Below are 12,857 nucleotides of genomic sequence, written 5' to 3'. Positions count from 1 at the left end.
CCTCGCTCTCCCCCTCCGGGCTCGGCGGCTGCCGCAGCGTCCGGATTGCTGCCGCATGGAAGTTTCCGCGGTGAGGCAACGGTCTCGGCCTCTCATGGCCTCTTTTGAACATCTAGGAGGTGCTCATGGGGGTTCGAAAACAGGCCGAGGACAGAGAGTTCCAGGCCTTCGTCGTCGGCGCGGAGGCGTCCGAGCCGCACATGCGGACGACCCTGGCGAGCGGCACCGACGCGGGAGTGCCGTGGAGGGTGTACATCGACGTGTGGAAGGCTCCGGCGGACACGGCGGAGGCCCAGGCCACCCTGACGGCGATGGCGGAGTTCGGCGAGCACCCGGAGGACGTCTCCACGGCCTCCGAACTGGTGGGCAAGGTTGCGCACTTCGTGCACCGGGTCACCGGTGAAGAGGCGAGGACCACCCAGATCGCGGACATGGTGCTACCTGAGGACGACGTCCTGTCCGGCGGCGAGTACGGGACCGTCTCGCTCCCGCTGCTCCCCCACAACGACACGGCCCCGCGCCTGGTGACTGGCCAGGTCGCCAAGACCGCCCGGGAGGTCACCTGCACCTGGAAGGACGGCACGTCTGCCAAGGTCGGCCGTGCGTCCGCGGCCACCGAGGCGAACGCCGCCGTTCCGGTCATCCACAGCCCCAAGCACTCGCCCTACGACTGGTTCGTCTGCCTGGCGCCGAAGTCCACAACGTTCGAGGGGATCAAGGTGACGAAGTAGACGAAGCGGGAGACCGAGTGCGGGGAGTCGAGGCCGGACGACGGTTCGCGACGCCCGGTGGCCCCCGGAGCCCCGTCCGGGCCGGGCCGGGGCTCCGGAAGACACCCGCGGCACCAGGGGCAGGGCGAAGCTCTCCCTTCCCCTCCCTGGCGGGGTGACAGCGTCGGCACACCGTTCCGGCTCGGTCTCGAGGAGCGAGGGCTGCCCTATGTCCTGGCCCTGCACGGGAAGGAAGTCGCGCATCCGGAGGATGTCGAGCCGCACCAGCCCGCTTATGGCGGGCTCGGGCCGCCCACCCTTCCCCGCTACCGCACCCCGCCGCGAGCCATCTCCACCGGGTCTGTACGCTCACCGGCCCTGTCTCACATTCGGTGGTGACGGAGAGTTGTCAGGGTCGTTGACCTTCCTGTGATAGATGTCAACGAGCTTGTGCAGACGGTGTTTTCGGGTCTGTCCCCACTGATCATGGAGGATGTGGTCGACGAGGGTGGGCGGATCGTGGTGCGGGCCCGGACGCCGCTGGACACCGCGGTCTGCCCGGTGTGCGGGGCCTCGTCGGGACGGGTGCACGGCTATCACTGGCGGACGGTGGCCGACGTTCCGGTCGACGGGCGACAGGTGGTGGTCCGTGTGCGGGTGCGGCGTCTGGTGTGTCCCACGCGAGGCTGCCGCCACACCTTCCGCGAACAGGTGCCCGGGCTGCTGGAGCGATACCAGCGACGCATCGCTCGTCTGACCAGGCAGGTCAGGGCCGTGGTCAAAGAGTTAGCGGGCCGGGCGGGATCACGTTTGCTGGCGATACTCGCGGTGGGCCTGTCCCGTCACACGGCCCTGCGCGCCCTGCTGCGCATCCCGTTGCCCACCGGGCGGGTGCCCCGTGTGATCGGCGTCGACGATTTCGCCCTGCGCCGGCGGCACCGCTATGCCACCGTGATCATCGACGCCGAGACCCATGAGCGGATCGACGTACTGCCCGACCGCACGGCCGACACCCTGGAAGCGTGGCTGCGCGGGCATCCGGGCATCGAGGTCGTGTGCCGCGACGGCTCAGCCACCTACGCCGAGGCCATCCGCCGTGCTCTGCCCGACGCGGTGCAAGTCGGTGATCGCTGGCATTTATGGAAGAACCTGTGCGAAGCCGCCCTGAACGAGGTGAAGGCACACAGTGCCTGCTGGGCCACCGTACTGGACGCGCCGATCTACGACGGGCCCCGCGCTCAGACCACCCTCGAACGCTGGCACCAGGTTCATGGCCTGCTCGAGAAGGGCGTGGGCCTGCTCGAATGCGCCCGCCGCCTGCAACTGGCCCTGAACACCGTCAAACGCTACGCCCGAGCCGACCGGCCCGAGCGCATGCTCCGCGTCCCCAAGTACCGTGCCAGCCTGGTCGATCCCTACCGCGAGCACCTGCGCAAACGCCGAAGTGAAGACCCCGGCGTCCCCGTCCAGCACCTCTTCGAAGAGATCAAGACCCTCGGCTTCACGGGCTGCCTGAACCTTCTGCACAAGTACATCAACCAAGGCCGCGCGGACGCCGACCGCAGCCATATCTCGCCACGTCGACTCGCCCGGATGCTGCTGACCAGGCCCGACAACCTCAAGCCCGAGCAGCACGAGCTCCTGGCCAAGCTCACCGCCGCCTGCCCCGAGATGACCCAACTGGCCGCAGATATCAGAGACTTCGCCCCGCTCCTTACGCCACACACCGACAACGCCGATGCGCTCACGCACTGGATCGCCCAAGTCCGAACAGCCGACCTGCCCCACCTACACGCCTTCACCCGGGGCCTGGACCGGGACATCGACGCCGTGATCGCCGGGCTCACGCTTCCGTACAGCAACGGCCCCACCGAGGGCGTCAACACCAAGACCAAACGGATTGCGCGCCAGATGCACGGACGAGCAGGCTTCACCCTGCTCCGGCACCGCATCCTCCTCGGATAACAGCACGCTCCGTCACCACCGAATGCGAGACAGGGCCGCAAACGTCCCGGACTCCATGAGCACCGGAAGCTGGGCCCCGTTCCCGTACTTCTGACGGGCGTGGACTGGCAGTGAGACCTGGGAGAGCGAGGTGGTCAACTCGGCGCCGCATCCAGCGCACACGAAAACGAACAAGTGTCCTCCGCCTGGGAAACAGCCGCATCGTCGCAGCTGTCCAGGCAGCCAGCCAACCTGTTTTCTCATCCGTTGGGGGAGCGGCACCTGCCGCCGTCGTGGGGGTGTCAAGGCAGCGCGGACAAGTGCCAGCCGCCGCCCCTAACTACGGCAAGCGACTCACTCAGTGTTCGAATTTCCGGTGGGCTGTGGCGCCTCCCGAAGTGGTGAACATCTGCTGCCCATTCTCGCGAACAAGGCCACTCGGAGGGGCCATGCCGTAGCTATCCAGGATGCAGAACATTTCGTGGAACTCGCCGTACTCGTTCAGGTAGTCGAGGGCGTAGCGGTCCTCGAGCTCGTGCAGCACGAGCGGGCCTTCGGCGCCGTGCCGTTCCTCGGTGCTGCCGAGCAGACCGGTCTTCTCCAGGGCCATCAGCAGGTGGGCGCGCTCGGGCAGCCCGTTGGAGTGCAGCCGCTCTTGCCGCTCCTGCTCCAGCTCCAGGTCCCGGAGTTCGGCTTCGGCTTTGGCGGCCGCCGCGGCTTCGGCAGCGAGCTCGTCCTGGACGACGGCGTCGGACTTCGGGTCGTACGTCCCGCCGGTGGTGGCGAGCAGCTGCGCGATGCGTTCCCACTCCGCGACTTCGGCGGGGCCGCGTTCGTCGCCGGCCAGGTCCTCGCGGTCACGGTCCAGGTGCTGGTGCAGCCGGGCGTCCTCGAGCGCGGCCGCGGCCTCGGTGGCGGTCATGCCGGTGGCGCGCCGGCGGACCGAGCTGCGGCCGACCTTCGCGCGGTCGACCGGCTGGCGGGGCGCGGCCGTGCCGGGCGCGGGAACGCGGGGACGGCGGCGGGATCGTGGCGCAGGGGTGCTCACTCTGCCTCTCAATCGTCACGGAGAAAGGAACGGGATATCGGGCCGCCGCGCATCGGGCGCGGCGGCCACAGAAAGGTTCTATCGCAGTCGTTAATTCCGTGCTGCTAAAACCGGATGTTGAGCCATTCCACGTCAGCGAATTCCACCTCCAGGCCCGCCCGGCCACTACTGCCTTGACGGAAATAGGCGTCCGCGATGGCGTCCGCGACCAGTTCGTGCAGATCATCGTCCGTCGCACCCTTCTCCCGTGCGGCCAGGATGGCCCTCGCGTGGGAGAGCGACACGGCGACGCTGACGTCCCGCACCCGGCCCGCGTCCGAGGTGCCCTCGGGGCCGAAACCGAAGTAGGCCCGGCACGAGATGACGAGCCCGCCCGAGCTGGCCGCGCGCTGCCTCGCCTGTGCCTTGACCTGCGGTTGCCACTCCGCCTCCGTCTCCTGGGTCAGGGCCTCCTGGAGTCGCTTGTTCGGCTTGGTGGAGGCACCCGAGAGGTAGCGCTGCACCGTCTTGCGGGAGACGCCCAGCCGCTCCGCCAGGCTCTTGGTGGAGCCCTTCTCCCGCGTGCGAAGGAATTTCATCTGGGCTCGCGCGGATTTCGGCGCAGGCCGGGTGAACAGGGCCCGCTCCGCACGGGCGAAGCCCTCCATGATCTTGGCGCGCGTCCGGGCCGCCTGCTCTGCCTTCTCCTCATCAGTCATACGAACACCCCATCGGAGCGGGGCTGTGGACAGAGGACGCCGCCGACGGGGCACCCGCACCGCTGATCACCGCCCTTGCGCGTGACGCGCCCTGGTGGGTGCCGGCGCCGGGCCGCTACGTTCCCCAGGACCCTGTTGATCGAAGGGGGAGACCCAAGGGATGAGCGAGCGCGGCGCGTTACGGGGACTGCGGGTCTTGATGTGGGTGGTGATCGCCATCGAGGTGCCGGTGTACCTGGTGTGGCTGGTCAAGGTCGGCTACCTGACCGGGCAGGAGCTGCCCCGCGGTGACGTCGCACGGTGGGCGCCGCCCGTGCTGCTGCCGCCGGCGGCGGTGCTGTTCTGTGTGATGGCGGGCTGGATGTGGTGGCTGAGCGTGGTGGCCGGCACCCGTTCGTCGCTGCGCAGTTCCCAGCACCGCATCGAAGTGGTCGCGCTCGCGACTATCCGCCGTGATCGCCTGCACTGCGCAGCCGACACCACTGACACACCCGAACCAAACGATCACGTTCGGAAAGCGGACGGCGCCTGAGGGTCCCGATACTGGTGACCTACAATTAACTGTCTATGGAAGATAATTCTTTGGAAGATGAGTGATGGCTGACACTGACCTGAAGCTGCTGTACCGGGAGCTGGTCTCGCTGGAGATCGAGTTGTGGGACGGCATCGAGGGGCGGTTGCGGGCGGAGTATGACCTGGCGCTGACCTCGTTCGAGGTGCTGCACCTGCTGTTGCGGCGGCCTGGGCGACGGATCCAGGACATCGCGGAGGAGTTCTCGATCACGGTGGGCGGCACGAGCAAGGTCGTCGACCGTCTGGAGACGGCGGGCCTGTGCGGGCGGAGGGCCAATCCGAACGACCGCCGTTCCTCGATCGTCGAGCTCACCCCGGAGGGGCGGAAGCTGGTGGAGGGGGCGCTGAAGGTCTTCGAGGAAGAGCTGGAACTGCGGATCGGGTCGGTGATTCCCGAGGAGTCGGTACGCGAGGTGACCGCGGTCCTCAGTACGCTGCGGGCAGCCGGACGTGCTCTGGACGCGGAGCGGAAGGCCGGGGGTCGGACGCCGGTTCCGGCCTCGCGGGCGCCGAAGCAGTCCGGTCGGTCGGCCTCGTGAGCCAGGGCGCCTTGGGTGCGACAACGGGCGGCTGATGCGGGGCGGGTGACGATGGTTCACCCGCCCCGCATCAGCCGCCCGTTGTCGTTCAGTCGGCGATGCCGTCGAAGGCGATGACTTTGTCGATGTGGGCGCGGACGAGGAGGTTGCCGGGGCCGCCGTTGCGTGCGGCGTACTCCTGGGTGCGGTCTTCGCCCATTGTCGGCGTACAAGTGCACGTGCACCACCTCGTACGGAGGAATGTGCGCCGTTTGTGGTGCGGGGGTGGGGTGGAGACCGTGAGTCTGCTGCTGTCGGTTCGGGGCGGCAGGGAGGCGACTGACGGTGGTCCTGGATCCACATCGGTGGCTGGAGTTGAGGCGGTTTCGTCCGCTGTATGAGTCCGGTGCGATGAGCCTGCGGGAGATCGCTAAGGAGACGGGGCTGAACCGCCGGACGGTCAGCAAGTACCTGAAGAATCCGGCGTCGGCCGCGCCGCCGAAGCGGGAAACAGCCGGTCGCCGGCATCGCCGGGTGGTGGACGAGGTCGCGCCGCTGATCGACTCGATGCTCAGGTCCGAGGTCCTGCTCAAGGCGTCGGTGATCCATGAACGTCTGATCCAGGACTACGCGGTCACCATCAACTACCAACGGGTGAAGCTTTACGTGCAAGAAGCCCGGCCACGGATCGCGGAGGAACTGGGCATCAGTCCCGGCGAGCTGGCGGGTCTGCACCGGCGGTTCGAGGTCGTTCCGGGTGCTCAGGCCCAGGTGGACTGGGGCGGTGCGACACGAAGTCGCGCATATGAGTGAACTCGCAGATTGGAGGCCGGTCATGCCGGTTGCGTAGTTCTTGGTCAGTGTTCGAGACCTATCTCCGCCCTGACGTGCGCTCGCGGGTCCTGCCCGCTGAGGGTGCGAAGCTCAGGGAAGACGCCCAAGGGCCCCCGATCCGTCAGGGGGAGCAACCGGGCAAGGAGAAGGCCGGACGGGCGAACGCGAGTGAACCCCCTGTGATGCCTCGTCATCGACAAGCCCGGAGAGACGGAAAGAACACCGGGCGATAGGACCTGGCCGCTGGAAGAGGCGGCGAGCGGCGACCGAAGCCTGCCCCGTCGGTCGCAAGAACACCGCTGGTCCCGGGGTTTAGGGGGCGCCCTCCCCGGTCGCGTCTCGTATGCGCGGAACGTGGAAACCCCGTCGGGGTCCGGGCCATCTGGCTCGGTAGGCCGATCGCAAGAGGGGCGGAAGCCCTCGGCGGGACAGGATGCCCAAGAAGCGGATGTCGGCTGCCGAAAGGCAACGGGACTCGTGACACCACGACTGCCTCTCCAGGCGGCTGTCACGGGGAACCGGCCGGATGCCGGTCAGGCGACCGGGCCCGAAAGGGCGCTGACGTGGGCTGGTGAGCCTTTGAACGCCGAGGCCGAGCGCCTCTCGAACCGAGGGACATGTTGGACACCATCGTGGTGAACGGACCCGAGGACGTTCTCGACTGGGACGCCATTGTCTGGCGGACTCACGAGGAGAACGTAGTGAGGCTGCGGCGAAGGATCTTCAAGGCGACACGAGAAGAGGACTGGGCCCAGGTCCGATCCTTGCAGAAACTGATGCTGAGGTCCTGGTCGAACACGCTGGTCAGCGTGCGGCAGGTCACTCAGCGCAACGCTGGGCGCCGGACGGCCGGGATCGACGGGGAGACAGCTTTGTCCCCCGAGGCCAGGGCGGCGGTCGCGGTGCGGGTGCACCGCACGCGTTCGTCCTGGGACCCCATGCCCGTGCGCCGTGTGTACATTCCGAAGGCCAATGGAAAGCAGAGACCGCTCGGCATTCCCGTGATCTTGGACCGCTGTCATCAGGCACGGGTCCGCAGCGCACTGGAGCCCGAGTGGGAAGCCCGGTTCGAGCCCCGTTCCTACGGGTTCCGCCCCGGGCGAAGCTGCGCCGACGCGATCGGCTCCCTGTTCTCCACGCTCAGCGGGCCACGCGCCCGCCGGTTGTGGATCCTGGATGCTGATCTGTCCGCTGCGTTCGACAAGATCGGCCACGCTCGGCTACTCGACTCGCTCGGTTCGTTCCCGGCCAGAGATCTGATCGAGCGATGGCTGAAGGCCGGAGTGGTCGACAAAGGGCAGTTCACGCCGACCGAGGAGGGCTCTCCTCAAGGCGGCGTGATCAGCCCGCTGTTGATGAACGTGGCCCTCCACGGGCTGGAGGAGGCCGCAGGGGTCCGCTATCTCATGACCGGCACTCACGCCGGGGATGTGGTGGCGGGCTCTCCGATCTTGGTGAGATACGCCGACGACATGGTCGCCTGCTGTCATTCCAGGCAGCAGGCCGAGCAGGTCAAGGCACAGCTTGCGGAGTGGCTGGCGCCTCGGGGGCTGGTCTTCAACGAGGACAAGACGCGCATCGTCCACCTCGAAGAGGGCTTCAACTTTCTCGGGTTCAACGTCCGCCGCTATCGACGCGGCAAGCTGCTGATCAAACCGAGTGCGGAGGCGGTCAGGCGCATCCGGAAGAGGCTCGCGGACGAGGTGCGCTGTCTGCGCGGCTTGAACGCGACGGCTGTCATCGCCAAGCTCAACCCGATCGTGCGGGGCTGGGCTGCCTACTACCGGGGGGTGGTGTCCAGCAGGATCTTTACGGCGCTGGATCACTACGTGTGGTGGCTCACCTACCGGTGGGCCAGACGCATGCATCCCAACAAGTCGAAGAAGTGGATCGTTCGACGCTACTTCGGCAGGTTCAACAAGTTCAGGAACGACCGGTGGGTGTTCGGAGATCGCGCCAACGTGCTCAACGACCGCGGCGAGATCCCGATTCTGCTCAAGTTCTCCTGGACGAACATCGTTCGGCACCAGTTGATCGCAGGCGGGGCGTCACCCGACGATCCCGAGCTGACGGACTACTGGGTCAAGCGGCGACGAAAGGTCAAACCCCCGCTGGACAACTACAACTTGCGCCTGCTCGCCAAACAGGACGGTCGTTGTCCGCTCTGCGGGGAGCACCTTCTCACCGCCGATCAGCCACCGCAGTCGCCTCAGGAATGGGAGCGATGGTGGTTGAACGTCGTCAAGAGGGCGATAGCCGCCGACTATCTCACTCTGCACGGACGGCACGACACGTCGGACGGGAACCGAACATGCCTTGTGCACGCCTCCTGCCATCGCGGCCTTCGGGCCCGAAACCGCAGGAAACCAGCAGTAGTTGCACTCTCGTGACGCCCTCGGGGCTTGCTTGAGCCGTGGTGCGGGGAAACCTGCTAGCCCGGTTCTGAGGAGGGAGCGCCGCAGCAATGCGGCGCTCCTACCCGACACGAAGGAAAGATCCTCGCCCATGTCGGCATCCCGAAGGTCTACTCGTTCCACATGACGTTGTCGTACTCGCGCGATCCGTTCTGCTGTTTCACCACCAGCCAGGACCTGGCGACGTTCTTCGACTGCCACCGGCAGGCGTTCGCGCACTTCGGCGGAGTGCCGATGAGCATCGTCTACGACCGCACCAAGACAGTCGTGCGCCGGCACGTCGCCCCGGGCGAGGCAGTTCCGCTGCACCCGGAAGCGGTCGCCTTCGCCGGGCACTACGACTTCGACATCGACGTGCTGGCCGCCTACCGGCCCCAGGGCAAAGGCCGGGTCGAGCGCCAGGTCGGCATCGTCCGGGACCACGTGCTCGCCGGGCGGGCCTTCTCCTCCATCGAGGAGATGAACGCCGCCTTCGCCTCCTGGGTGCCACTGCGGCGAGCGAAGGTCCATGGCACCCACGGCGAGATCATCGGACACCGGGCCGTGCGCGATCACACGGCTCTCCGGCCGCTGGCGACGACTCCGTATGTGGTCACACAGCGGCATCTGCGGCATGTCGGCAAGGACTGCCTGGTTGCGTTCGACGCGAACCTCTACTCGGTTCCCGCTCGCAAGGTCCGCCCTCGCCAGCTGGTCGAGATCCGGGCCACGAAGTCCCAGATCACACTGCATTCCACCGTCGCCGACGCGAACGGTCAGACGTTGTTGGCCGCCCATCCCAGGGCAGTCGGCCGAGGTGCCCGCATCGTGGATGAGACCCACTGGGACGGTCTGCCCACCGGCGCCGGCCGCCGCGTCACCACCGGGGACGGTCTGCCTGCGCCCCGCCGCGGCCAGACTCTGGGGGCGCCAGACGGGCCACTGCAAGCTCTGCTGAACCGGGCCGCCGCCGCAAGCGTCGAGGTCGGCCGCCGTCCGCTGTCGGTTTATGACGAGCTGACCGGCACCCGCCCCTTCACCACCAACGCACCGACGAAGGAAGCCCGTTGAGCGAGCTGACCAGCAATCGCATCCGCGCCACGGCCGTCAAGCTCGGCTTGCCGCACCTGGCCGAAGCCCTGAACCAGTACATCCAGCGGGCGGACGAGGCCAAGATGGGCTATCTCGATCTGATCGACCTGGTTCTGGCAGAGGAACTCGCGGTCCGTGACGACCGCCGCTTCCGCAACGGCCTGCGGCTGTCGAAGCTGCCACACCACAAGACGCTCGAGGACTACGACTTCTCCTTCCAGCCCGAGCTCGACCCGCGCAAGGTCAAAGACCTGGCCACCCTTTCCTTCGTCGAGGACAAGGCCAACGTCGCCCTGCTCGGGCCGCCCGGGGTCGGCAAGACACACATCGCTGTCGCGCTGGCCGTCGCAGCTTGTCGGGCGGGCTACTCGATCTACTTCACCAGCCTCGACGACATGGTCCGTCACCTCAAGGCCGCCGAGGATCAGGGGCGGTTGATGAGCAAGCTCACCAGCTACCTCCGCCCCGCCGTCCTCGTGGTCGACGAAGTGGGCTACCAACCCCTGGAACGGGCCGAGGCGAACCTGGTCTTCCAGGTCATCTCGAAGCGTTACGAGAAGGGCTCGATCATCCTGACCTCGAACAAGACCTTCGGCGAGTGGGGCCAGGTCTTCGGCGACGAGGTCCTGGCCACCGCGATCCTCGACCGCCTCCTGCACCACTGCGAGGTCGTCCCGATCAACGGCAACAGCTACCGGCTCAAGAACCGCCTCCAGGCCATCGAGCGGGACACTGACGTGGCCTGAGCACTGGTGCACATAACTCCGTACTCGGTGGTGCACTCGGACGAGTACGCGGACACCCATGTAGCGGGCGCCGAGGAGGCCGCCCCAGTGCAGCAGCTCGTCGGGCTTCTCGGAGGTCTCGGCGCGTCCTTGGAGGATGACGAACGCGTATGGGGGTGGTCGTCGTCGACGCAGAGGGCGAAGCGGCCGTCGCGGGCGAGGTTGCGGCCCTTGACGCCGTCCTTCTCGGTGGTGAGCACGATGTCGTCACCGTCGAGAAGGAACCAGACCGGTGTGATGTGCGGGCTGCCGTCGGCTTTGACGGTCGACAGCTTGCCGGTGCGGGTGCTGTGCGTGACGAACTCCCGCCACTGCTCGTGGTCATCTTCCGCATACGGTGCCTTTCACTCTGGTGGGGCCGTTCGCCGGCCCCGAGGCCAGGCCGACCTCGGGGCACGCAGTGGGTGTCAGCGGCCCCAGAAGGCGTCTTCGGCGTTCTGGTCGCTGGAGAAGAGCCACATCTCGGTGATCTTGCCGTTCTGGATCCGCAGGAGGTCCACGCCATCCATGACCATGGACGTGTCGCCGCGGCGTCCGGTGAAGTGGATGGTGGCGGCGACCAGGTCACCGTTTCCCATGAGCGAGTGGATCTTGTCGATGGCGAAGGTGCCCTGGCTGGCCTCCATCATGCTGCCGAGCATCTGGAAGACGGCGCCTTGGCCCTTGTGGTTGCCGGAGAACTGGTTGGCGCCGGGCTGGTGCCAGACGATCTCCTCGTCGAGGAGGCCGCCGAGGGCGGCCATGTCTCCGGTCTGCACGGCCTGGAAGTAGGCGCGGGCCAGGTCGAGGTTCGCAGTGGTCATCGCGCTCTCCATGGTTCTCGTGCGGGTTCGGTCGGGGTCATCGGGCGAAGTCGAGGCGGTCGGCCAGGCCGGCCTCGGTGAAGGCGGCCTCGATCTCGGCGCGGCCTTCCTGGAAGTGGGCCCAGCTGTCGTAGTGCGCGGGGACGACGCGGCGGGCGCCGAGCGTCTTGGCGGCCTCGGCGCCCAGGGCGCTGTCGAGGGTGAGCAGGGCGCCGTCGAAGGCGAAGGGCATGCGGGCACCGCCGAGGAAGAGGATCGCGGTGTCCACCGGGGCGAACCTCTCGGCGATCTCCTTGACGTGCTCCAGGGCGGCGTTGTCGCCGCTGACGTAGACCGAGGGCAGGTCGTCGGAGGTGAGCATGAAGCCGATGACGTCACCGGAGATCGGCTCGCAGCCCACGGGGCCGTGCCGGGCGGGCACGCCGGTGACGGTCACGGTCCCGCCGTCGGGCCGCTTGAGCTCGGCGGTCTGCCAGAAGGCGAGACCGCGGGCGCTGCCGCCCAGACGGCCGGAGCCGCTCTCGGTGGTGAAGACGACCGGCACCTCGGCCAGGAGGGCACGCCCGGCGTTGTCGAGGTTGTCTTCGTGCGTGTCGTGGGAGAGCAGGACGGCGTCGACGCGGCCGAGGTCGGCGGCGGTGACCGGCGAGGGGGCGGTCTTGACCAGCTTGTGGTCGCCCGGGAGGGGCATCGGGTACTCGCCGGGCGGGTCGAAGGTCGGGTCGGTGACGAACCTGAGCCCGCCGTACTCGACGAGGGCAGTGGGGCCGCCGTAGACGCGGACAGGGATCTTTTCGCTGGTGGCGCTGGCGCCGGACATCGGGGAACCTCTCGGTCGGGGGGAACGGTGGCCCGTGACCCTGCGGCGCGCTCCGGCGGGAGGCAGGGCGGAAGGGGCAGGGTTACGGGGCGGGTACGGAGAACACGCCGAAGTGGTTGCCCGCCGTGTCCTTGAGCCGGGCGAAGGTAAAACCCGCGGAGTCGGAGACCGGCGCCATGAGCACCTCGGCGCCCAGCTTCTCGGCGCGCTCGACGGTCGCGGCGACGTCCTGGACGAAGACATAGAAGATCGCGTAGTTGGGGAAGTCGCCCTCCGACTCCCATACGCCGCCGGTCGGCTGCTGGGCGCCCGGCGTCATCACCGAGTGATAGGTGACCCCCGGGGTGTTGGTGTTGAGGACGTACTGCCAGTCGAAGAGCTCGCCGTAGAACTCCTTGGCCTTCTCGGGCTGGTCGGTGCCGAACTCGAACCAGGCGACCGAGTTGAAGGCGGGAACAGTCATGACACGCACTCCTTACGCCCCACAAGGGGACGGATGTGACTCTCTGGGGCGGGCTAAATGCAGATGGTGACCATCTCTCCGCGCGGGGCTCGCGGGAGTCCGGCGCGGATGGCGGGCTCCGGACCGGCCCCGGGGTCCAGCAAACCATTTGCATTCTATGGAATCAACTTCCGCAG

General features: G+C 67.6%; 13 protein-coding genes and 2 pseudogenes. 9 read left to right on the top strand and 6 right to left on the bottom strand.

Annotation, left to right across the window (positions count from 1 at the left end; translation table 11 throughout):
* Nucleotides 1-125: 125 nt before the first annotated feature.
* The 3 genes and pseudogenes from QQS16_RS35655 to QQS16_RS35650 all read left to right on the top strand — a co-directional run bounded on the left by QQS16_RS35655 (nucleotide 126) and on the right by QQS16_RS35650 (nucleotide 2,675).
* Nucleotides 126-731 (top strand): hypothetical protein, encoded by a 606-nt coding sequence (locus QQS16_RS35655; RefSeq protein ID WP_286066649.1) that lies wholly within the window; start codon nucleotides 126-128, stop codon nucleotides 729-731.
* 153 nt (nucleotides 732-884) lie between these two features.
* Nucleotides 885-1,064, top strand: a pseudogene (locus QQS16_RS44065) (transposase); the annotation flags it as partial.
* 132 nt (nucleotides 1,065-1,196) lie between these two features.
* A complete protein-coding gene (locus QQS16_RS35650) occupies nucleotides 1,197-2,675 on the top strand; it encodes an ISL3 family transposase (protein WP_502963944.1) in 1,479 nt (492 codons plus the stop codon).
* Between the two features lie 337 nt (nucleotides 2,676-3,012).
* Here the strand turns inward: QQS16_RS35650 and QQS16_RS35645 are convergent, their stop codons facing one another.
* Complete coding sequence (locus QQS16_RS35645) at nucleotides 3,013-3,702, bottom strand: hypothetical protein (RefSeq protein ID WP_286066648.1); 690 nt, start codon at nucleotides 3,700-3,702, stop codon at nucleotides 3,013-3,015.
* Nucleotides 3,703-3,806: 104 nt separating this feature from the next.
* Nucleotides 3,807-4,400 (bottom strand): telomere-protecting terminal protein Tpg, encoded by a 594-nt coding sequence (tpg, locus tag QQS16_RS35640; protein ID WP_286066647.1) that lies wholly within the window; start codon nucleotides 4,398-4,400, stop codon nucleotides 3,807-3,809.
* Between the two features lie 160 nt (nucleotides 4,401-4,560).
* Between tpg and QQS16_RS35635 the strand changes: the two genes are divergently transcribed.
* The 6 genes from QQS16_RS35635 to istB all read left to right on the top strand — a co-directional run bounded on the left by QQS16_RS35635 (nucleotide 4,561) and on the right by istB (nucleotide 10,556).
* A complete protein-coding gene (locus QQS16_RS35635; protein ID WP_286066646.1) occupies nucleotides 4,561-4,932 on the top strand; it encodes a hypothetical protein in 372 nt (123 codons plus the stop codon).
* A 64-nt stretch (nucleotides 4,933-4,996) separates the two neighbouring features.
* Nucleotides 4,997-5,512, top strand: a complete 516-nt coding sequence (locus QQS16_RS35630) for a MarR family winged helix-turn-helix transcriptional regulator (protein ID WP_286066645.1) — start codon at nucleotides 4,997-4,999, stop codon at nucleotides 5,510-5,512.
* 390 nt (nucleotides 5,513-5,902) lie between these two features.
* Nucleotides 5,903-6,304: a hypothetical protein gene (locus QQS16_RS35620; protein WP_502963943.1), complete on the top strand. Its 402-nt coding sequence runs from the start codon at nucleotides 5,903-5,905 to the stop codon at nucleotides 6,302-6,304.
* 638 nt (nucleotides 6,305-6,942) lie between these two features.
* Entirely contained in the window at nucleotides 6,943-8,715 is a 1,773-nt protein-coding gene (gene ltrA, locus QQS16_RS35615; RefSeq protein WP_286059410.1) for a group II intron reverse transcriptase/maturase, read from the top strand.
* 105 nt (nucleotides 8,716-8,820) lie between these two features.
* Entirely contained in the window at nucleotides 8,821-9,789 is a 969-nt protein-coding gene (locus tag QQS16_RS35610; protein ID WP_502963948.1) for a Mu transposase domain-containing protein, read from the top strand.
* Nucleotides 9,786-10,556 carry an IS21-like element helper ATPase IstB gene (istB, locus tag QQS16_RS35605; protein WP_286066644.1) on the top strand — a complete coding sequence of 257 codons (771 nt, stop codon included), beginning with the start codon at nucleotides 9,786-9,788 and terminating at the stop codon, nucleotides 10,554-10,556. The genes QQS16_RS35610 and istB overlap by 4 nt, the downstream gene beginning before the upstream one ends.
* A 54-nt stretch (nucleotides 10,557-10,610) precedes the next feature.
* Here the strand turns inward: istB and QQS16_RS35600 are convergent.
* The 4 genes and pseudogenes from QQS16_RS35600 to QQS16_RS35585 form a co-directional block, all read right to left on the bottom strand.
* Nucleotides 10,611-10,867, bottom strand: a pseudogene (locus QQS16_RS35600) (PPOX class F420-dependent oxidoreductase); the annotation flags it as partial.
* 135 nt (nucleotides 10,868-11,002) lie between these two features.
* Nucleotides 11,003-11,398 (bottom strand): nuclear transport factor 2 family protein, encoded by a 396-nt coding sequence (locus QQS16_RS35595; protein ID WP_286066643.1) that lies wholly within the window; start codon nucleotides 11,396-11,398, stop codon nucleotides 11,003-11,005.
* Between the two features lie 37 nt (nucleotides 11,399-11,435).
* Nucleotides 11,436-12,218 (bottom strand): MBL fold metallo-hydrolase, encoded by a 783-nt coding sequence (locus QQS16_RS35590; protein WP_286066642.1) that lies wholly within the window; start codon nucleotides 12,216-12,218, stop codon nucleotides 11,436-11,438.
* Between the two features lie 82 nt (nucleotides 12,219-12,300).
* On the bottom strand, nucleotides 12,301-12,681 hold the full coding sequence (locus tag QQS16_RS35585) for a VOC family protein (protein WP_286066640.1): 381 nt from the start codon (nucleotides 12,679-12,681) through the stop codon (nucleotides 12,301-12,303).
* Between the last annotated feature and the right edge of the window lie 176 nt (nucleotides 12,682-12,857).

The organism is Streptomyces sp. ALI-76-A (assembly GCF_030287445.1).
GTDB lineage: Bacteria > Actinomycetota > Actinomycetes > Streptomycetales > Streptomycetaceae > Streptomyces.
Note: the sequence above shows the minus strand (reverse complement) of the source record. Positions and strands in the feature narration are given on the sequence as shown.

Coding starts and splice junctions, on each gene's coding strand:
- QQS16_RS35655 (WP_286066649.1), top strand. CDS start 126: ATGGGGGTTCGAAAACAGGCCGAGGACAGAGAGTTCCAGGCCTTCGTC.
- QQS16_RS35650 (WP_502963944.1), top strand. CDS start 1,197: ATGGAGGATGTGGTCGACGAGGGTGGGCGGATCGTGGTGCGGGCCCGG.
- tpg (WP_286066647.1), bottom strand. CDS start 4,400: ATGACTGATGAGGAGAAGGCAGAGCAGGCGGCCCGGACGCGCGCCAAG.
- QQS16_RS35635 (WP_286066646.1), top strand. CDS start 4,561: ATGAGCGAGCGCGGCGCGTTACGGGGACTGCGGGTCTTGATGTGGGTG.
- QQS16_RS35630 (WP_286066645.1), top strand. CDS start 4,997: ATGGCTGACACTGACCTGAAGCTGCTGTACCGGGAGCTGGTCTCGCTG.
- QQS16_RS35620 (WP_502963943.1), top strand. CDS start 5,903: ATGAGCCTGCGGGAGATCGCTAAGGAGACGGGGCTGAACCGCCGGACG.
- ltrA (WP_286059410.1), top strand. CDS start 6,943: ATGTTGGACACCATCGTGGTGAACGGACCCGAGGACGTTCTCGACTGG.
- QQS16_RS35595 (WP_286066643.1), bottom strand. CDS start 11,398: ATGACCACTGCGAACCTCGACCTGGCCCGCGCCTACTTCCAGGCCGTG.
- QQS16_RS35590 (WP_286066642.1), bottom strand. CDS start 12,218: ATGTCCGGCGCCAGCGCCACCAGCGAAAAGATCCCTGTCCGCGTCTAC.
- QQS16_RS35585 (WP_286066640.1), bottom strand. CDS start 12,681: ATGACTGTTCCCGCCTTCAACTCGGTCGCCTGGTTCGAGTTCGGCACC.